Consider the following 20,191-nt stretch of genomic DNA (forward strand, 5'->3'; position numbering starts at 1 on the left):
GACGGGCGGCGTGTATTTCATCCGCGTTATACATTACATTTTCAATTTGTGGATTCGTGATGGCTGCTCCGGCAGAAGCATCGCAACCCTGCGCCGCGAGGATCACCGGCGTTGCGCTGACCGTGGCGCAGAACGCGGCGGGCGGCTCCGAAAAGTGCAAGACGGTCGGCGCCGAGACGGTGCTGACGATGTCCGGCCTCACGGTCGGTGGATCCGCTTCGATCTATGACGAAAGCGGCTATGTGCTGAGCGCGCGCGCCGGCCTGCGGCCCTGCGGCGGCGAGCAGGAATGCATCTTCGCCGTGCGGGATGCCCGCGACAGCCGCACCTTTGCCGTTCCCGCCAGCGAAAATCTCAATTTCATGCTGTCGTCCGAATCGGAACGACCGTTCCGGCTGAAATCGATAAAGATCCGCAATCCGGATCTTGCGACGCCGACCCAGTCCATCATGTTCGTCGGCAAGCTCGCCTCCGGCAGCACTACCGCCTATGCGATCACCGTGCGGGGCAATTACACCGAGGCACAGACCTTCACCTTTCCGGAAAGCTTCGGCGAGGTTGTTTCCTTCAGCTGGAGCCCGAAGCGCACGGAAGTGACCGACATCCGTCTCGCGCACTGAGAAGCGTTTCCCCGCTCTTCCGCAAAAGAACCGGGATCTCTTCCATAACAGAAAATGCCCGGATCGCCGAAGCGGTACGGGCATTTTCTTCTCAGGCTTGCGAGGCGGAGAGATGAGGCCCGGCGAGCGCCGGGCCCGTGGCCGTCAGGTGGACTGACGGCGAAGGAAAGCCGGAATTTCCAGCTGGTCGTCTTCATGCTGCGCACGCGACGCAGGGGAAGCGCGGCCGTGATCATCCAGGTTGCCACGACGCGGTGCGTAGAGGCTTGCTTCCGGCGACAGCGGGCGACGCTGCTGCGAGGAGGCAGCCGGAGCCGAGGTCATGTCGCCGACCGGCGCTTCCTCGTCCTCGCGGCGGCCCAGCGAATTGGTGATCCGCTTCAGCAGGCCCATCGGGCCGCGCTCTTCGGCGGAGGCCTGTGCCGGCTGGCTGCGGTGCTCCATCTCGGCCTTCACGACCGGCGGGAAGTCTTCCACGCGCGGCATGCGCACCTGCTCCGGGGCCGAACGAATGATCGGCGCGGCCTGTTCGACCGGCTGCGGAGCCATCCGCGGTGCCGGCTGCGGCTGCATCTGCTGCGGCTGGGCCATCATCGGTGCCGGCTGCGGCTGGGCGGCATAGACCGGAGCGGCAGGCTGTGACGGGGCAGGCGCCGGGCGGCTCATGACCGGCTCAGCCGACTGGAACAGCCGGCTCTGCGGACGGAACTCGTCCTGCATCGCCGCCTGGGCAGGCTGATGATGGACGGGCTGCGGCGCGGGTGCGGACGGCTGCAGGCTGGAGATCGACAGTTCGCGTTCCATCTGGGCTTCCGCCTGACGGATCGTTTCGGCAACCGGGTCAACCGGGACGGAACGGGGTGCCTGCGCCATTGCAGGCTGGGCTGCGGCCGGTGCCGAAGCAACGGCCGCGGAGGGACGGATAATCGGCTTCTGCGCGGCGCGCATCTCAGCGGCACGCAGGTCGTTTTCGGTCATGGCGCGGTCGATGCCGGTGGCAACGACGGACACGCGGATGACGCCTTCCAGCGCTTCGTCGAAGGTCGCGCCGAGAATGATGTTGGCGTCCGGATCGACTTCCTCGCGGATGCGGGTAGCCGCTTCATCGACTTCGAACAGCGTCAGGTCGCGACCGCCGGTGATGGAGATCAGGAGACCCTGCGCGCCCTTCATCGAGGTTTCGTCGAGCAGCGGGTTGGCAATCGCGGCTTCGGCTGCCTGCATGGCGCGGCCCTGGCCCGAGGCTTCGCCGGTGCCCATCATGGCGCGGCCCATTTCACGCATCACGGAGCGAACGTCGGCGAAGTCGAGGTTGATGAGACCTTCCTTCACCATCAGGTCGGTGATGCAGGCAACGCCGGAATAGAGCACCTGGTCGGCCATTGCGAAGGCATCGGCGAAGGTGGTCTTGTCGTTGGCAATGCGGAACAGGTTCTGGTTGGGGATGACGATCAGCGTGTCGACCGACTTCTGCAGTTCCTGGATGCCCATCTCTGCCAGGCGCATGCGGCGCTGGCCTTCGAAATGGAAAGGCTTGGTGACAACGCCGACCGTCAGGATGCCCTTGTTGCGGGCGGCCTGGGCCACGACCGGAGCGGCGCCGGTGCCCGTGCCGCCGCCCATGCCGGCGGTGACGAAGCACATGTGGGTGCTGCTGAGATGGTCGATGATTTCGTCGAGGCATTCCTCGGCCGCCGCGCGGCCGACTTCCGGCTGCGAGCCTGCGCCGAGGCCTTCGGTTACCTGCACACCCATCTGGATGATGCGCTCGGCCTTGGACATGGTCAGCGCCTGGGCGTCGGTGTTGGCAACGACGAAGTCGACGCCTTCCAAGCCCGCGGTGATCATGTTGTTGACGGCGTTGCCGCCGCCGCCGCCAACGCCGAAGACGGTGATCCGAGGCTTCAGCTCGGTGATGTCCGGCTTTTGCAGATTGATGGGCATGTAACCGTTCCTTCTTTCTCTGGCCGCCTCGCCAAGCGGGCCGATTCTTTCAACTGGGCTGACGCTCTCGCCTGTTTTCGAGCGTCAGAAACTTTCCTTGAGCCACTGCCCCATGCGGGCAATGCGGCTGTTGCCATTGCCGAGCGAGGCCAGAAGCCCGCCCTGCCCGGCATGTGTCTCCATGTCCGCCACCTGCGGGTAGATCAGCAGACCGACCGCGGTGGAGAAAGCCGGCCCCTTGGCCGCTGCCGGCAGACCCGATACCCCCATCGGGCGGCCGATCCGGACATTGCGGGCCAGGATGCGACGCGCCGTTTCCGGCAGACCCGTCAACTGGCTGGCACCGCCGGTCAGCACGACGCGTTTCCCGACGATCGGGCTGAAACCCGACTTCTGGATACGGTCGCGAATGAGTTCGAGCGTCTCCTCGAGGCGGGCCCGCACGATGCGGGTCACCAGAGACCGCGGCACCTGCGTCGGCAGGTCACGGTCATCCTCGCCGATCGGCGGCACGGCAATCATGTCGCGCTCGTCCGCACCGGTGCTGATGGCGGAGCCGTGGACCACCTTCAGGCGCTCGGCATCCTCGATGCGGGTGGAAAGCCCGCGTGCGAGGTCCGTCGTCACGTGGTGGCCGCCGATGCCGATCGCATCGGTGTGCACCAGCTTGCCCTCGGCAAACACCGAGATCGTGGTGGTGCCGCCGCCCATGTCGATCGCCGCACAGCCAAGCTCGACCTCATCGTCCACCAGCGCAGCCAGTCCGCTGGCATAGGGCGTCGCCACAATGCCTTCGACAGACAGATGCGCGCGGTTGACGCACAGCTCCAGGTTCTTCAGCGCCGCGCGCTCGGCCGCCACCACATGCATGTCGACGCCGAGAATGTCGCCGAACATGCCGAGCGGGTCGCGGATGCCGCGCTCGCCATCCAGCGAGAAGCCGGTTGGCAGCGAATGCAGTACCGCGCGCTCCTGACGCAGCGACTGTTGGCTTGCGGCCGACAGCACCTTGCGCAGATCCGAGGCATCCACTTCCTGGCCGCCGAGATCGATGGTGGCCGTATAGACATCGCTGGTGATTCGTCCAGCCGAGACATTGACGATCAGGCTGTCGACCGTCAGCCCCGCCATGCGCTCGGCCGCATCGACGGCCAGCCGCACGACGCTTTCGACCGCATCGAGATCGGCAATCACGCCGGACTTCACGCCGCGCGAGCGCTGGTGACCGATGCCGATGATCTCCACACTGTGGGTGCGATTCGGCAGGATCTGGCTTTCGGCGCGTGGCGTCAGACGGCCGATCATGCAGACGACCTTGCTGGAGCCGATGTCGAGCACCGACACGACGTGCGAACGCTTCGACGACAGGGGCTTCAGACGCGGCAGTCCGAAACCGGCAGAACCGAACAGGCTCACGTTTCACCTCCTGCCTTCTTCAGCGCCTTGGCGCGCGCAGCAACAGCGGCATCGCGGCGCTCTGCAGCACCCGGCGTCAGCCGGATGGTCGTACGGTCGGCGAGTCGCAGGTCGACGGCCGCGATATCGCGCTCCAGCAGGCCTTCGCTCGTCTCGTATCGCGACAGCAGCGCCAGCGCCGGCTGAATATCCGTCTCCGGCAGGCTGATGACCACGCCATTGTCGAGATGCAGATCCCAGCGGCGGCTTGCGACCCGCACATAGGCGCGCACGCGCCGCTGCAGGTCCGGCCACTTGGCCATTTCCTGCTGGAAATCGGCGGCTTCCGTCTCCGCATCGCGGCCGACGAACAATGGCAGGGAGGCAAACTTGTTGTCGCGCAGCGGCGCAATCACGCTGCCGTTCTTTTCGATCAGCGACAGTTCCGAACCATGCTGCCAGATCCCGAAAGCCTGGCGCTCCTTGAGCGTTACCTCGATCGTCTTCGGATAGATCTTGCGAACCTCGGCATATTCCACCCAGGGCAGCTCGCTGAGGCGGCGCCGCGCCGCCTCGATATCGAGCGAAAGAAGCGAGGTGGCGCCATCCAGACCCAGCATCTGCAGGATATCGATCTCGGAGGTCTGCACATTGCCGGACACCATCACCTTCTCGATGGCGAAGCCGGCGGCAGACGTGGTTGCCTGGGCGACATCCTGCGTGTGACCGCCGACCGACATGCCGTAAAGGCCGACGGCACCGAACATGACGAATACCGAAGCCGTCCCCGTGTGGCGGGGAATGTGGATGCGGCCCGTTGCCAGGCTGACACAGAAGCGGACGATGCGACGCAGCGGGCGCGGCAGCACCATCCGGTCCTCGGCAACCGGGTACTGCGACGGGCGCCCGCGGGAAACCGGGGCTCTTTTGTCTCTCAGCGCGAACACGACGCGTCCTCCACCATCCAGCGGACGAGATCACCAAAGGAAAGGCCTGCATGCGAGGCCATTTCGGGCACCAGCGAAGTCGGGGTCATGCCGGGCTGGGTATTCACCTCCAGCCATACAAGCTCGCCGTCTCCGGTCGATTGATCGTTGAAGCGAAAGTCGGACCGACTCACGCCGCGACACCCCATCGCCTGATGCGCCTTGAGAGCGAGTGTTTGTACCTTTTGGTAAATATTTGGTGAAACTTCTGCCGGGATGACATGCTTCGAGCCGCCGGCGGCATATTTCGCATCATAATCATAAAAGGCGCCCGACAACGGAACCACTTCGGTAACGCCGAGCACACGATCGCCCATCACGCCGCAGGTCAGTTCGCGTCCCGCCACATAGCGCTCGACCAGCACGCGATCGCCATAGCGCCACTCGGACGAGCCGAGCACCTGCGGCGGATGCGACTGCCCCTCGCGCACGATGACCACGCCGAAGGACGAGCCTTCGCAGACCGGCTTGACCACATAGGGCGGCTCCATCGGATGCTCCGAGCCGATATCGTGCCGATCAAGCACCAGGCCCGCAGCGACAGGAACTCCGGCAGCGGCTGCAACCACCTTGGCACGCGCCTTGTCCATCGACAGGGCGGAGGCCAGAACGCCGGAATGCGTATAGGGAATCTGGAGATATTCGAGAATGCCCTGGATCGTGCCATCCTCACCAAAGGGACCGTGCAGGGCATTGAAGGCGACATCCGGACGAAGTTCGGCAAGTACGGCCGCCACGTCACGCCCCACATCGATGCGCGTGACACGAAAACCTTCCGCCTCGAGCGCGAGAGCACAGGCATTGCCGGAGGACAGGCTGACAGGGCGTTCGGAAGACAATCCTCCCATCAGAACCGCCACATGCTTGCCAACCATAAACCGCTCCCTGAAAGCCATCGCCGTCGTGCGAGATTGATTCTCGACGTGCTCTCATTAGAGACCGAACATAGTTAATGAATCGTTTACTTTGGTTAACCCGCCCCGGCGAAGGCACCATCGCCCGCACGCTCCGCCAGCGGGACGCGCCATAAAAATTGCGCAAAAAAAGTTTCATTCGCAGGAAAACTGCTTTATGGCAGCGCTAACACTTCCTTTTAATGCTCCTGCTCACTTTCATTGGACAAGATGATGACAAACGCGATGCGCAAGGCGTCGCCGGCAGCAGCGCCGTTGACACCTGCTTTGAACTCCCCTGCACGTGTCCTGACGGCGAGCCTGGTCGGCACGACGATCGAATTTTTCGACTTCTATGTGTACGCCACGGCGGCCGTGCTGGTGTTCCCCACGCTGTTCTTCCCCAACAGCGACCCGATGACGGCCCTTCTGGCCTCCTTCGCCACCTTCTCCATCGCCTTCTTCGCTCGGCCGTTCGGCGCGGTGGTGTTCGGCCATTTCGGCGATCGCATCGGCCGCAAGACGACGCTGGTTGCCGCGCTGCTTACGATGGGCATCTCCACCGTCGTGATCGGCCTGCTGCCCTCCTACGAGCAGATCGGCGTGTTCGCGCCGCTGCTTCTGGCACTGTGCCGATTCGGCCAGGGCTTCGGGCTTGGCGGCGAATGGGGCGGCGCCGTGCTGCTGGCCACGGAAAATGCACCGCCCGGCAAGCGCAGCTGGTATGGCATGTTCCCGCAGCTCGGCGCACCGGTCGGCCTGTTTCTCTCCTCGGGCATCTTCTGGCTGCTGCTGCACCTGATGCCGCAGGAAGCGCTGCTGAGCTGGGGCTGGCGCGTGCCCTTTCTCGCCTCGATCCTGCTGATTGCCGTCGGGCTCTGGGTTCGCCTGTCGATCACCGAGACGCCGGCCTTCCAGAAGGCCATCGACAAGCACGAGCGCGTCGAGGTGCCGGTTGCCGAACTGTTCCGTCACCACAAGCGCAGCCTCGTGCTCGGCACCTTCGTGGCGCTTGCCACCTTCGTGCTGTTCTACATCGGCTCCGCCTATCTGCTGTCCTACAATGTGAAGGTGCTGAAGATCTCCTTCATCGATGCGCTGGAAGTGCAGCTGCTGGGCTCGGTGGTCTTCGGCCTGTTCATCCCGCTGGCCGGCAAGCTGGCCGACCGGGTGGGTCGCCGCGAGTTGCTGATCGCCGTCACCGTGCTGATCGGCCTGTTCTCCTTCCTGCTGCCGACCCTGATGACGAGCGGCGAGACGGCGATCTTCATCTTCTCGGCCTCGTCCATGGCGCTGATGGGCCTGACCTACGGCCTGATCGGCACGGCACTCGCAGCGCCATTCCCGACGGCGGTGCGCTACACGGGCTCCTCCATCACCTTCAACTTTGCCGGCATCTTCGGCGCCTCGCTTGCGCCCTACATCGCCACCTGGCTGCAGACCACCTACGGCATGACCTATGTCGGCTACTATCTTGGCATCGCCGCGGTGATCACGCTTCTCTGCATCCTGCTTTCGGGCAAGGAAGAGGTCTGAAAAGATCCCGATGCTTGACAGGAAAAAGGCCCGCGATACTGCTGATATCGCGGGCCTTTTTCATGAGACTGGCGGTGTTATTCGCCGGGGTGCATTCGATCCTTGGGAGCACTGCGCTCATTCAGCACAACAGCAATCCAGCCCGCTCCCGCGATGACGAAGGGAAGCAGATACAGGAAGAAGAAGGTCGCTGAATTCATGGGATCAACCCTCCAAGCGCGCGTCTCGCCAGTAAATGTAGGAGAACGGCACCCGAAAGCCAAGCGCCCGTTGAAATCAGGATCCCAATCGATATCGTCGATTGACCTGACGACAGCGCCGTCGCCGGCGCTATGAAGCCTGCGGCGACACAGGCCGTCGAAAGCCGATCCAGGGAATTCGCCAGCAATTTGGTCCGTTCGTTGTGGATCAGGCTCACGTCGGCCCCGTCAGGACAAGCTCACTCCGTCGTCACCCCCTGAAACGGACGCACCTCACGACCCGGCATGAAGATGCCGAGGCGCTTGATTTCCCATTCCAGCTTCACGCCGGAGGTTTCGAACACGCGCTGGCGCACGCTCTCCCCGAGATATTCCAGATCATAGCCGGTCGCGTGGCCGATATTGATCATGAAATTGCAATGCAGGGAGGACATCTGGGCGCCGCCATTCATCAGGCCGCGGCAGCCGGCATCGTCGATCAGTTCCCAGGCAGAATGACCGGGCGGGTTCTTGAAGGTCGAACCGCCGGTCTTTTCCTTGACCGGCTGCACGGTCTCGCGGTGCTGGCGCACCGCATCCATTTCGCTGCGGATCTTGGCACGATCGTCCGGATAGCCCTCGAACACCGCATGGGTGAAGATCAGGTCGGCCGGCGCCTTCGAATGGCGGTAGCTGTAGCCCATCTCTTCCCTGGTCAGCACATGCTTCTCGCCCTTGCGGTCGACGGCATGCACTTCCACGACGCGGGCCGCGGTCTCGCCGCCATTGGCACCGGCATTCATGCGCAGCGCGCCGCCGATCGAGCCCGGAATGCCGTAGTAGAAGGCAAAGCCGCCGATGCCGTTGTCCATGGCCATCGCGGCGATATACTTGTCCGGGCATATCGCGCCGGCCATGATACGGTTGTCCCCGGCCAGTTCCAGTTGCCCGAAGCCCTTGGCGGAGAGGCGAATCACCACGCCCGGAATACCGCCGTCGCGCACCAGAAGGTTGGAGCCGACGCCGACCACCGTCAACGGCACCTCTTGCGGCACCAGTTGAAGGAAGGTCACCAGATCATCCACGTCATGCGGCTGGAACATCAGTTCCGCCAGACCGCCGGCCTGGAACCAGGTCACGCGCTCCATCGGCGCATCGGGCGTCAGCCGGCCTCGCAATGCGCTGACCCCGGACCCGAGCGATGCCAGCAGCTTTTCCCCATTCACCTGTTTCATGCAGACTGTCCCGAAATACTTTCCAATTCCCGTGGCAAGGCCGCCGCCCATTGCGTGATATTGCCAGCCCCAAGAAGAACCACGAAATCACCCGGCTTTGCAATGCCGGCGATCAATCCCGGCAGAAGATCCGGCGTGGGAAGATAGCGCGCGTCGCGATGGCCGCCGGCGCGGATGCGCGATACCAGCGCCTCCGAATTCACGCCCTCGACCGGATCTTCACCTGCCGCATAGACCGGCGCAATGAGAATGCTGTCGGCATCGTTGAAGCAGGTGACGAAATCCTCAAACAGGCTCGACAGACGGCTGTAGCGGTGCGGCTGATGCACCGCAATGATACGGCCCTGGCAGCTTTCGCGCGCCGCCTTCAGCACGGCCTTGATTTCCACCGGATGGTGTCCGTAATCATCGAACACCGACACGCCGTTCCAGGTGCCCGTCAGGGTGAAGCGGCGCTTCACACCACCGAACGAGGCAAGTCCCTTGCGGATGCCCTCTTCCGATATGCCCAGCCGGTTGGCAACGGCAATCGCCGCCGTGGCATTCGAGATGTTGTGACGGCCGGGCATCGGCAGGCTGAGATCCTTGAAGGTGAAGACGCGGCCCGTGCGGCGGCGACGGATTTCCACGTCGAAGATCGACCGGGTGCCTTCCATCCGCACGTTCGAGAAGCGCGCATCGGCCTGCGGGTTCTCGCCATAGGTGACGATCTTGCGATCCTCGATCTTGCCGACCAGTTGCTGCACTTCCGGATGGTCGATACACAGCACGCCGAAACCGTAGAAGGGCACATTTTCCACGAACTGGCGGAAAGCGGCCCGCACGGCGTCGAAATTGCCGTAATGATCGAGGTGCTCCGGATCGATGTTGGTGACCACGGCAACATCGGCCGGAAGCTTCAGGAAGGTACCATCCGATTCGTCGGCCTCGACCACCATCCATTCGCCTTCGCCCATGCGCGCATTGGTGCCATAGGCATTGATGATGCCGCCATTGATGACGGTCGGATCGAGCGAACCGGCTTCCAGAAGGGCCGCCACCATCGATGTCGTCGTGGTCTTGCCATGCGTGCCGCCGATGGCGATCGCATTGCGGAAGCGCATCAGTTCGGCGAGCATTTCGGCGCGACGCACGATCGGCAGCGATTTTTCGCGCGCCGCAACCAGTTCCGGATTGTTCTTCTTAATCGCGGTCGAGACGACGACGACTTCGGCATCCCCCAGGTTTTCGGCCTGATGGCCGACGAAGACCGGAATGCCCTTGTCGCGCAGACGCTGGACATTGGCGCCATCCGACTGGTCGGACCCCTGCACGCGGTGGCCGAGATTGTGCAGAACCTCGGCGATGCCGCTCATGCCGATCCCGCCGATGCCGATGAAATGGACCAGCCCGATGGCCTTCGGCATTTTCATGAGCGCACTCCCCTGAATTTCGAAATACCCTGTCCGTCGGCAATACCGACAACCAGATCGGCGAGCAAGCTTGCCGCATCCGGGCGCCCCACCTTGCGCGCCGCATCCGCCATCGCCGCCAGCCGTTCCGGCTCGCGCATGGCGGCGGAGATCATGCCGGCCAGCCTTTCCGGCGAAAGGTCCGCCTGCGGCACCACGTCGGCACCACCGGCGCTGACCAGCGCCGCCGCATTGGCGGCCTGATCATGATCCAGCGCATACGGATAGGGCACCAGGATGGCCGGCCGGCCGATCACCGAAATCTCGGAGACGGTGGAGGCACCGGAACGGCTGATCACCAGATGCGCCGCAGCGATTCGCTCGGCCATGTCGCCGAAGAAGGGCGAGATATCGGCCGCCATCGCCAGCTTGCCCATGCAGCCTTCGACCTGCTGGCGGTCTTCCGGACGCGCCTGCTGGGTCAGGCGAATGCGCTTGCGCAGCGCCTCCGGCAAAAGTGCCAGCGCAGTCGGCACGGCACCGGAGAAGAACTGCGCGCCCTGGCTGCCGCCAAACACCACGAGGTGGAAGGGATCGTCCCCGCGAGAGGGCAGGTAGGGATGCTGCGCCGCCGCCAGAACCGCCGGACGCACCGGATTGCCGGTCGTCACCGTCTTTGCCGCATATGTTCCCTCGCCCTGCGGCAGGAAGCCACCGGCAATCGCCCGCACGCGCGCCGCAAGCGCCTTGTTGGCGCGCCCCATCACGGCATTCTGCTCGTGAATGATCGAAGGAATGCCAAGCCCCGTGGAGGCGAGAAGCGGCGGCACCGTCGGGTAACCGCCGAAACCGACGACGGCCCGCGGCTTCAGCCGCGTCATCAGCCGGCGTGCGGATCGCAGGCCCTGCCACAGCGTCAGAAGCGCCCTGGTCACGGCGACCGGATTCTTCGAGCCAAAGGTGGCCGAGGCCACGACATGGATCTCGTCGGCCGGAAAGCTGCCGGCGAAGCGCTCGGCGCGCTTGTCGGTGACCAGATGCACGCTGTAGCCGCGCCGCCGCAGTTCATGCCCCAGCGCTTCGGCCGGAAACAGATGGCCGCCGGTCCCGCCGGCGGCAAGCAGAATGATACCCTTGCTCATGCTTGTCCCTTACTCCGCGGGTACGCCTTGCGAAACGCGGAAGAGACTGCGCTCCTGCGCCCGTTTCTCGGGGCGATGGCGCGTCAGCGCCAGAATGAAACCGGCCGTCACGCAGATGGCGACCATCGAGGAACCGCCATAGGAGATGAGCGGCAGCGTCATGCCCTTGGCCGGCATCAGTTCCAGATTGACGCCGATATTGATCATCGACTGGATGCCGATCTGCAGCACCAGCCCCGCCACGGCAAAGCGGTTGAAATCGTTGCGCTCGCGATAGGCGTGGCTGAGGCCGCGCACGACGATGAACGCGAAGATCGCCACCAGCGCCATGCAGAAGATGATGCCGAATTCCTCGGCCGCCACCGAGAAGATGAAGTCGGTGTGGCTGTCCGGCAGGATGCGCTTGACGATGCCCTCGCCCGGCCCCTGGCCGAACCAGTCGCCACGGATGATGGCCTCGCGCGCGGTATCCACCTGGAAGGTGTCGCCCTCGCCCGTCATGAAGCGGTCGATACGGCCTGCCACGTGCGGGAAGATGTGGTAGGCGGCAAACAGGCCGCCGACGCCAAGGCCGCCGAGCAGGAAGATCCACAGCCAGGGCATGCCGGCCATGAAGAACATCGCCCCCCAGACCGTGCTGGTGAGGATCGTCTGGCCGAGGTCGGGCTGGGCGACGAGCAGGGCCGCGACAATGCCGTAAAGGATCATGGCAAACAGGTTGCCGGGAATGTCCGGCTGGCGCGAATGCTCGGCAAACAGCCAGGCGCAGACCACCACGAAGGCGGGCTTGAGGAATTCAGAGGGCTGGATCGACAGCGGACCGATGGAGAACCAGCGCCGCGCGCCCTTGATCTCCACACCGAAGAACAGCGCCAGCACCATCATCACGATGGAGAGCACCAGAATGATGATCGCCGTTCGGCGCACCTGGCGCGGCGTCAGGAAGGAAAGGCCGATCATCACCGCCAGCGACGGCAGGAGGAAGACCGCGTGCCGTTCGACGAAATGGAAGCTCGGCAGACCGATGCGTTCGGCCACCGGCGGCGAGGCGGCAAAGGACAGCATGAAGCCAATCCCCATCAGCAGGATGAAGGTCGCCAGGAAATAGCGGTCGATCGTCCAGAACCAGTCTGCGAGCGCCCCTCGGTCTGCGCGGCTTACCATCTCACGTCCCCTTTTCCGGCTCGACCAGCATGGATACGCCGTCAAGCTCTGCCACGAGGGAGACGAAGGCCTCGCCCCGGATCTCGAAATTCTTGAACTGATCGAAGCTCGCGCAGGCGGGCGACAGCATCACGGCCGAGGGCCCGCCATCCTGAATGGCATCGCGCGCGGCATGCGCCACGGCCCGGTCCAGCGTGCCGGAAATCTCGTAGGGCACCGCCTCTCCCAGCGTGGCGGCGAATTCGGCCGCCGCCTCGCCGATCAGGTAGGCCTTGACGATATGCCCGAAGAGTGGTGCGAGGCTTGTGATGCCGCCGGCCTTCGGCAGGCCCCCGGCGATCCAGAAGATGCGCTCGTAGCTGGAAAGCGCCGGTGCTGCGGCATCCGCATTGGTCGCCTTCGAATCGTTGACGAAGACCACATCGCCGCGGCGTGCCACCGGCTGCATGCGATGCTTCAGGCCCGGGAAGGATTGCAGGCCGGCACGCACCTCTTCCGGCGTGAGGCCGACCGCAAGGCAGGCAGCAATGGCGGCGGCGGCATTCTGCGCATTGTGGCCGCCCTTCAGCGTGTCGATACCGGCAAGATCGGCAATGACCGTACCCGCCCCGCCCTGTGCCGCCACGATGCGGCTGCCCTCGGCGTAAAAGCCGTCGGAAAGCGGACTGCGGCGGGAAATGCGGCTGACGGCAACGCCGGCCCGCTCGATCCGCTCGGCGATCAGGCTGCAATGGCTGTCGTCGACGCCGACGATCGCGGTGTGGCTGCCAGCCACCAGCCGTTCCTTCACCTCGGCATAATGCTGCATGGTGCCGTGGCGGTCGAGATGGTCAGGGGTGAGGTTCAGGAGAATGCCCGCGGTCGGATCGATGGTCGGCGCCAGATCGATCTGATAGGAGGAGCACTCCACCACGTAGAAACGCCCGTCCTGTGGCGGTTCGAGCGTCAGGATGGCGGTGCCGATATTGCCGCCCAGCTGGGTGTCACGGCCACTGATCCGCAGGATATGCGCGATGAGAGCAGTGGTCGTCGACTTGCCATTGGTGCCGGTGATTGCGATGAAGGGGCAGGACGGCGCATGCGCCCGGCGCTCACGCACGAAAAGCTCGATGTCGCCGATGATCTCGACACCGGCGGCACGAGCCAGATCGACGCTCCAGTGCGGTTTCGGATGCGTGAGCGGCACGCCCGGCGACAGGACCAGGGCCGACTGTGCCGCCCAGTCGATGCCGCGCAGGTCCGCCGTCGCAAGCCCCGCTGCGGCTGCCTTCTCCACGCTGTCCGGATTGTCGTCCCAGACCGTCACCTCTGCTCCGCCCGCAACCAGCGCATGCGCAGTGGCAAGGCCGGAGCCGCCAAGACCGAAGAGAGCAACCTTCCTGCCGGAGAAAGTGGTGACCGGGATCATGGCCTCACCGAAGCTTCAGGGTGGAGAGACCGAGGATGGCAAGGCCGACGGCGATGATCCAGAAGCGGATGACCACCTGGCTTTCCGTCCAGCCGAGCTTTTCGAAATGGTGATGGATCGGCGCCATCAGGAAGACGCGCCGTCCCGTCATCTTGAAGAAGCCGACCTGGATGATCACCGACAGCGTTTCCATGACGAACAGGCCGCCGATGATCGCCATGACGATCTCGTGCTTGGTGGCAACCGCCACCGAGCCGATCAGGCCGCCGAGCGACAGCGAGCCCGTATCGCCCATGAAAATGGCGGCCGGTGGCGCGTTGAACCACAGGAAGCCGAGCCCCGCCCCGATCACCGCCCCCAGGATGACGGCAAGTTCGCCGGTGCCGGGCACGAAGTTGATCTGCAGGTAGTTGGCGAAGATGGCATTGCCGGCCAGATAGGCGATGACGCCGAAGGAGGCCGCGGCAATCATCACCGGCACGATGGCAAGTCCGTCGAGGCCATCGGTGAGGTTCACCGCATTGCCGGCAGAGACGATGACGAAACCGCCGAACAGCACGAAGAAGATGCCGAGATTGAGCGTCAGTTCCTTGAAGAAGGGAAAGGCGACGGATGTGCCGAGCGTCGAGCCGGCCGGGCTGTTGGCAATGGAGGTGCGCATCATGAAATAGACCGCGATCGCGGCAATCACGAATTCGAGGCCAAGGCGCGCGCGGCCGGAAAAGCCCTTGTCGGTCTGCTTCGTCACCTTCAGGTAGTCGTCATAGAAGCCGATCGCCCCGAAGCCGAGCGTGACCAGCAGCGTCGCGACCACGTAGACGTTGGACAGATCCGCCCAAAGCAGGGAGCCGCCGACGATCCCGGTCAGGATCATCAGCCCGCCCATGGTCGGCGTCCCCGCCTTCTTGAAATGGGTCTGCGGGCCATCGGCGCGGATCGGCTGGCCCTTGCCCTGCCGGATGCGCAGCGAGGCGATCATCTGCGGGCCGAACATGAAGACGATCAGCGCCGCCGTCAGCATCGCCGCGCCGGTGCGGAAGGTGATGTAGCGAAACAGGTTGAAGATTTGGAACGTGCCCGCAAGCTCCACAAGCCAGATCAGCATTTTGGGTCTTTCTTGATGCCGGTCAAAGTTGGCGCTCCGTGTCAGGCAATGCCGGGTAGTTGTCAATAAGTGCGGAAACGATCTTGCCGAAGCCAAGGCCGAGGGAGGATTTCACCATCAGCACGTCGCCGGGAATCACGCTGCGCACCACGAAGTCGGAAAGTTCGGCGGTTGTGGGGCGATATTCCACATGAACGCTGTCCGGCAACGCATCGCGCAGCGCCGCCATCTCCGGGCCTGCCAGCCAGACATGCTCGATACCGGCCGCCAGCAGCGGTCCGGCCAGTTCCTCATGCACCTTGGCGGAGAATTCGCCCATTTCCAGCATGTCGCCCATGACGGCGATGCGCCGGCCAGAAGCTTCCGGCTGGCTGGCGGCCAGAAGCGCGATCGCGGCACGCATGGAGGCCGGATTGGCGTTGTAGCTCTCGTCGATCAGCGTGAGATGGCCCCCACCGATCTCCAGCCGATGCCGCTCTCCGCGCCCCTTGACCGCGCGCAGCCGCGCCAGCGCATCGCGGGCGGCTTCGAGATCGGCGCCGAACAGCGCGGCCACGCCAAGCGCTATCATCGCGTTTTCGGCAATGTGGCGTCCCGGCGCACCGATATGCACTTCCATGGTCTCGCCATTGACGACCGCCCAGATGGTCGACCCTTCGCCGGTGCCCTCGAAGTCCGCCAGACGGAAATCCGCCTTGGCATGCTGGCCGAAGGAGAGGATGTTCGCCACGCCCTGCGCCTGCGCCATCTGTTCCAGGAGGCTGAAATACTTGTTGTCCCGGTTGAGCAGTGCCACGCCGTTCGGCTCGACGCCTTCCAGGATTTCCGCCTTGGCGGCGGCGATCTCGTCAAGGCTCTTGAAATTGCCGAGATGGGCCGGCGCGATCGTGGTAATCACCGATACATGCGGGCGCACCATCTTCACCAGCGGACGGATCTCGTCGGGATGGTTCATGCCGATCTCGAACACACCGTATTCGGTATCGGCCGGCATGCGGGCAAGCGTCAGCGGCACGCCCCAGTGATTGTTGAAGGAGGCAACGGCCGCATGCACCTTGCCGGAAGGCGAGAGCACGCTGCGCAGCATCTCCTTGGTGGTCGTCTTGCCGACGGAGCCGGTCACCGCCACGATCTGGGCACGGCTGCGGGAGCGCGCGGCAACCGCCAGCTTGCCGAGCGCGGCAAGCACGTCCTCCACCACGATCATCGGCGTGGTGAGGCGTCCGAGGGCCGGAAGCTTCGCCTCGCTGACGACGATCAGCGAGGCGCCATTGGCCACCGCCAGCGTTGCATAGTCATGACCGTCCACCCGCTCGCCCTTGATGGCGAAGAAGGCCTCGCCGGGGGTGATCGTACGGCTGTCGATGGAAATGCCGGTCACGCCGGCGGGAGCGGAGCCCACCGGGCGCCCCCCCATGACGGCCATCATGTCCGCGGTATTCCACAACCAGTTCACGTTTTCAGTTCCTCCAGTGCCTTGCGGGTTTCGACGTGATCGGAAAACGGCAGAACCACCGAGCCGATCTTCTGCCCCTCCTCATGCCCCTTGCCGGCCACGATCAGCGTGTCACCCGACGACAGCAGCGAGACCGCATGGCGGATGGCCGAGGCCCGGTCGCCGATCTCGATCGCACCGGGGGCCGCCGCCAGGATTTCCGCGCGGATGGTGGCCGGGTCTTCCGAACGCGGATTGTCGTCGGTCACGATGGCGATGTCGGCGAGCCGGGTCGCCACCTCGCCCATGATCGGCCTCTTGCCCTTGTCACGGTCCCCGCCGCAACCGAAGACAACGATCAGGCGGCCGCTGGTGAAGGGCCGAACCGATTGCAGCACGTTGGCAAGCGCATCCGGCTTGTGGGCATAGTCCACATAGGCAAGCGCGCCGGCCTTCGTCTGCCCCACGAGCTCCACACGGCCGGAGGCACCCACCAGCCTTTCCAGCGCCGGCAAGGCCGAGCGGGCCGGCAGGCCCGTTGCCATGGCAAGGCCTGCGGCAACCAGTGCATTGGCCACCTGGAAATCGCCGGCCAGCGGCATGTCGATCTCGAAGATCTCGCCATCGGCATGCACTTCGACCAGTTGCCGGTGACGGAAGTGCTCGACGCGCTTCAGCGACAGGTAGGTTCCGGCGCGACCGACGGTCAGCACCTGGTGGCCGCTGGCCTGTGCCACCCGGATCGCCTCGCCGGACCAGGGATCGTCGGCAAAGATCACCGCCGGGCTGCCCTTGGGCAGCACGCGGTCGAACAGATGCATCTTCGCCGCCATGTAGTCTTCCATGGTCGGGTGATAGTCCATGTGGTCGCGGCCGAGATTGGTGAAGGCACCGGCGGCGAGCCGCACACCGTCAAGCCGATGCTGGTCGAGCCCGTGACTGGAAGCCTCCATGGCGGCATGCGTCACGCCCTCGGCGGCAAGTTCGGCAAGCAGGGCATGCAGGGCAACCGGATCCGGCGTCGTCAGCGATCCTTCCTCGGTACGCGTCGGGGAAATCACGCCGGTCGTGCCGATCTGGGCTGCGGCAAGGCCGGCATGCGCCCAGATCTGACGGGTGAAGGAGGCAACAGAGGTCTTGCCGGCGGTGCCGGTGACGGCCACCATCGTCTGCGGCTGGGCGCCATGAAAGCGCGAGGCCGCCAGCGCCAGAAACCGGCGCGGCTCGGAGACCACCAGAACCGGTACCGAAGCGGCAACCGGATGGGAGGAGACCACGGCAACCGCGCCGCGAGCCTCCGCATCCGCCACATAGGCCGCGCCATCCGCCTTGCTGCCGGCAACCGCCACGAACAGCGAACCCGGCTTCACGGTCCGGCTATCGGCCGTCAGGCCGGTCACGTCCAGCGCGCCGGCCTCACCCATAAGAGTCTCGATTATCTCCGGAAAGTCCCCTCCGGAGAGCGCATTCAATTTCATAGGTACCCTCTCTCACCTGCACCCCATGTAGGGCCGCGAATCGTGGGGTCCATTCATTATGGCCTAATAGGACACAAGCATGGCGGATCCATCCTCGCCGAAGCGCGGTTTTACACCGAGAATTGCAGCCGACCGGCTGATGATCTCCTTGACCATGGGGGCTGCACTGTTGCCGGCCAGCACCGCATGGTCGGTTTCGCTGCGCGGGTCATCGATGAAGGTCAGCACGACATATTGCGGATCGTAAATCGGGAAGGCCGCCAGAAAGGCGTTGAAGTTGTGGTCGTGATTGTAGCGGCCGTTGATCACCTTGTCGGCGGTGCCGGTCTTGCCGCCGACGTTGAAGCCGTCGACCAGCGCGTTCTTGCCCGATCCCTTGACGCCGTTCCAGCGGAACAGCCAGCGCATGTCGGCACTCGTCTGCGGCCGGATGACCGGCTTGGCCACCGCATCGGCCTGGGTGCGACTGCGCGGCAGGAAGGTCGGCTCGATCAGCTTGCCGCCATTGACGAGCGCTGCCCCGGCAACCGCCGTCTGCAGCGGCGTGGTGGAGACGCCATGACCGAAGGAAATGGTGATCGAGTTGATCTTCTTCCATTCGCGCGGCTGGCTCGGCTGCGCCACTTCGGGAAGTTCGGTATCCATCTTGGTCAGCAGGCCGAGCTTGGTCAGGAAGTCCTTGTGCCCGTCGATGCCAACGACATCGGCGATCTTGGCGGTGCCGATATTGGAGGAGTACTGGAAGATTTCCGGCACGCTCAACATGCGGCCCTGGCCGTGAAAGTCCTTGATGGTGTAACCGCCGATGCGGATCGGGTAGCGAGCATCGAACAGGTCGTCCATCTTCACCTTGCCGCTGTCCAGGCCCATGGCGAGCGTGAAAGACTTGAAGGTGGAGCCCATTTCGAAGGTGCCGTTCGACATGCGGTTCAGCCAGCCTTCCTCGCCGCCGGCGGCCGGATCGTTCGGATCGAAATCCGGAGCCGATGCCATGGCGAGCACCTCGCCGGTATGCACGTCGAGCACGACACCGCCGGCGCCCTTGGCGCGGAACTTGGTGATGTTCTCCATCAGGATGTCGCGCAGGATCGACTGAACACGCAGGTCTATCGACAGCCGCACCGGCTCCAGCGGCGCATTGCTGGTCATGCCGACCGCCGCCAGATCCGCCAGTCCCTGGCTGTCGACATAGCGCTCCATGCCGGCAACACCGCGGTTGTCGATGTTGACGAAGCCGACGATATGGGCCGCCGTCGGGCCGCCCGGATAGAAGCGCCGCTTCTCAGGGCGAAAGCCGATGCCGGGAATGCCGAGCGCCAGGATCTGACTCTGCTGTTTCGGCGTCAGCTGGCGGCGCAGCCACTGGAAGCGCGACTTCGAGGAGAGCTTGTTGTAGGTCTGGCGCACATCCAGATCCGGCAGCACGGTGCGCAACTTCTCGATCACCTCGTCGGGATCGACGATCTTGTGCGGCTCGGCAAACAGCGACACCGTGCGGATGTCGGTCGCCAGAACCTCGCCGTTGCGGTCGAGCAGATCGGGACGCGAGGCCATCAGGCGGTCCGCCGGCATGATGCTGGCGGTCGCCTCCGGGTCCAGCATGCCGTAATAGGCGAGCTTGGCGCCGATGGCACAGTAGCAAAGAGCAAAGCCGGCGATGATCAGGCCGACGCGCACCCGCGTCTGCCCGGACTTGCGCTTGCGCAGGCCCTCGAACTTTCCGCCTCGCATGGAGGCGCTCATGCCGCGGGCGCCCGCCGAAATATGCGCCCTGCTCTTCAGAACCATGACACGGGACAGAAAGGACATCAGTCGTTCACCGCTCCGGTTGAAATCACATCGATGGCCGCCGTTCCACGCGGCTTGGGCACGGGCACCGGCGCTGCCGGACGCTTGGCCTTGGCCGCGTCCACGCCGGCAATGGCGGCCGCCACGGCCGGGTCGTTACCGGCAATCAGCTGCTCGATGGTCGTTTCCGGCTGCGGCAGCTGCGATTTGGGCATCGGCAGTTCCTTCGGCATCGCAAGCTGGGTCGGCGCCGTCGGCTGCAGGTCGAGTTCCGACTGGTAAACCTTGATCAGGCGCTGAAGCCGGTTCGGCTGGGTCAGGAGCGCCCAGTCGGCCTTCAGCAGGTCGATGGTGTCATGCTCCAGCTTGATCTCCTGCTCGAGCTTGTGGACCTCCTCGAGCTTCAGTTCGGCCCTGTGCTTGATGCTGTAGGTCACCACCGCCGTCGCCGTCATTGCGCCGATCAGTACCAGATCGAAGCTTCTCAACATG

Annotated in this window: 17 protein-coding genes; 2 read left to right on the forward strand and 15 right to left on the reverse strand. The window is 64.4% G+C overall.

What is annotated here, in order from left to right:
* Positions 1 to 59 precede the first annotated feature (59 nt).
* Positions 60 to 620, forward strand: coding sequence for a hypothetical protein (locus KLP42_RS14040; protein ID WP_215567364.1), 561 nt, complete (start codon positions 60 to 62; stop codon positions 618 to 620).
* Between the two features lie 144 nt (positions 621 to 764).
* On the opposite strand, the gene ftsZ is transcribed toward KLP42_RS14040, so the two are convergent.
* From ftsZ to KLP42_RS14060, 4 genes are all read right to left on the reverse strand, one after another.
* A complete protein-coding gene (gene ftsZ, locus KLP42_RS14045) occupies positions 765 to 2,564 on the reverse strand; it encodes a cell division protein FtsZ (RefSeq protein ID WP_215567365.1) in 1,800 nt (599 codons plus the stop codon).
* Positions 2,565 to 2,648: 84 nt separating this feature from the next.
* The gene (gene ftsA / locus KLP42_RS14050; protein ID WP_215567366.1) at positions 2,649 to 3,980 is read right to left on the reverse strand and encodes a cell division protein FtsA; all 1,332 of its coding nucleotides are present in this window, start codon (positions 3,978 to 3,980) and stop codon (positions 2,649 to 2,651) included.
* Positions 3,977 to 4,906 (reverse strand): cell division protein FtsQ/DivIB, encoded by a 930-nt coding sequence (locus KLP42_RS14055; RefSeq protein ID WP_502941301.1) that lies wholly within the window; start codon positions 4,904 to 4,906, stop codon positions 3,977 to 3,979. The genes ftsA and KLP42_RS14055 overlap by 4 nt, the downstream gene beginning before the upstream one ends.
* A complete protein-coding gene (locus KLP42_RS14060) occupies positions 4,894 to 5,820 on the reverse strand; it encodes a D-alanine--D-alanine ligase (protein ID WP_215567367.1) in 927 nt (308 codons plus the stop codon). Before KLP42_RS14060 ends, KLP42_RS14055 begins: the two co-directional genes overlap by 13 nt.
* Positions 5,821 to 6,072: 252 nt before the next feature.
* On the opposite strand from KLP42_RS14060, the gene KLP42_RS14065 reads away from it, so the two are divergent.
* Positions 6,073 to 7,374 (forward strand): MFS transporter, encoded by a 1,302-nt coding sequence (locus KLP42_RS14065; protein ID WP_215567368.1) that lies wholly within the window; start codon positions 6,073 to 6,075, stop codon positions 7,372 to 7,374.
* Positions 7,375 to 7,451: 77 nt separating this feature from the next.
* Here the strand turns inward: KLP42_RS14065 and KLP42_RS27140 are convergent, their stop codons facing one another.
* The 11 genes from KLP42_RS27140 to ftsL form a co-directional block, all read right to left on the reverse strand.
* Entirely contained in the window at positions 7,452 to 7,574 is a 123-nt protein-coding gene (locus KLP42_RS27140) for a hypothetical protein (protein ID WP_286675473.1), read from the reverse strand.
* A 239-nt stretch (positions 7,575 to 7,813) separates the two neighbouring features.
* Positions 7,814 to 8,788, reverse strand: a complete 975-nt coding sequence (gene murB, locus KLP42_RS14070; RefSeq protein WP_215567369.1) for a UDP-N-acetylmuramate dehydrogenase — start codon at positions 8,786 to 8,788, stop codon at positions 7,814 to 7,816.
* Positions 8,785 to 10,200 (reverse strand): UDP-N-acetylmuramate--L-alanine ligase, encoded by a 1,416-nt coding sequence (murC, locus tag KLP42_RS14075; protein ID WP_215567370.1) that lies wholly within the window; start codon positions 10,198 to 10,200, stop codon positions 8,785 to 8,787. Before murC ends, murB begins: the two co-directional genes overlap by 4 nt.
* Complete coding sequence (gene murG, locus KLP42_RS14080; RefSeq protein WP_215567371.1) at positions 10,197 to 11,321, reverse strand: undecaprenyldiphospho-muramoylpentapeptide beta-N-acetylglucosaminyltransferase; 1,125 nt, start codon at positions 11,319 to 11,321, stop codon at positions 10,197 to 10,199. Before murG ends, murC begins: the two co-directional genes overlap by 4 nt.
* Before the next feature lie 9 nt (positions 11,322 to 11,330).
* Positions 11,331 to 12,485: a putative lipid II flippase FtsW gene (gene ftsW, locus KLP42_RS14085; protein ID WP_215567372.1), complete on the reverse strand. Its 1,155-nt coding sequence runs from the start codon at positions 12,483 to 12,485 to the stop codon at positions 11,331 to 11,333.
* 1 nt (position 12,486) lies between these two features.
* Positions 12,487 to 13,893 carry a UDP-N-acetylmuramoyl-L-alanine--D-glutamate ligase gene (gene murD / locus KLP42_RS14090; protein WP_215567373.1) on the reverse strand — a complete coding sequence of 469 codons (1,407 nt, stop codon included), beginning with the start codon at positions 13,891 to 13,893 and terminating at the stop codon, positions 12,487 to 12,489.
* Positions 13,894 to 13,897: 4 nt separating this feature from the next.
* A complete protein-coding gene (gene mraY / locus KLP42_RS14095; protein WP_215567374.1) occupies positions 13,898 to 14,998 on the reverse strand; it encodes a phospho-N-acetylmuramoyl-pentapeptide-transferase in 1,101 nt (366 codons plus the stop codon).
* 22 nt (positions 14,999 to 15,020) lie between these two features.
* Complete coding sequence (locus KLP42_RS14100) at positions 15,021 to 16,454, reverse strand: UDP-N-acetylmuramoylalanyl-D-glutamyl-2,6-diaminopimelate--D-alanyl-D-alanine ligase (protein ID WP_215567375.1); 1,434 nt, start codon at positions 16,452 to 16,454, stop codon at positions 15,021 to 15,023.
* A complete protein-coding gene (locus KLP42_RS14105) occupies positions 16,451 to 17,911 on the reverse strand; it encodes a UDP-N-acetylmuramoyl-L-alanyl-D-glutamate--2,6-diaminopimelate ligase (RefSeq protein WP_215567376.1) in 1,461 nt (486 codons plus the stop codon). The genes KLP42_RS14100 and KLP42_RS14105 overlap by 4 nt, the downstream gene beginning before the upstream one ends.
* A 63-nt stretch (positions 17,912 to 17,974) precedes the next feature.
* A complete protein-coding gene (locus KLP42_RS14110; protein ID WP_215567377.1) occupies positions 17,975 to 19,720 on the reverse strand; it encodes a peptidoglycan D,D-transpeptidase FtsI family protein in 1,746 nt (581 codons plus the stop codon).
* Positions 19,720 to 20,190 (reverse strand): cell division protein FtsL, encoded by a 471-nt coding sequence (gene ftsL, locus KLP42_RS14115; RefSeq protein WP_215567378.1) that lies wholly within the window; start codon positions 20,188 to 20,190, stop codon positions 19,720 to 19,722. The genes KLP42_RS14110 and ftsL overlap by 1 nt, the downstream gene beginning before the upstream one ends.
* Position 20,191 lies beyond the last annotated feature (1 nt).

Origin of the sequence: Rhizobium sp. CSW-27, from assembly GCF_018760785.1 — a bacterium.
Lineage (GTDB): Bacteria > Pseudomonadota > Alphaproteobacteria > Rhizobiales > Rhizobiaceae > Neorhizobium.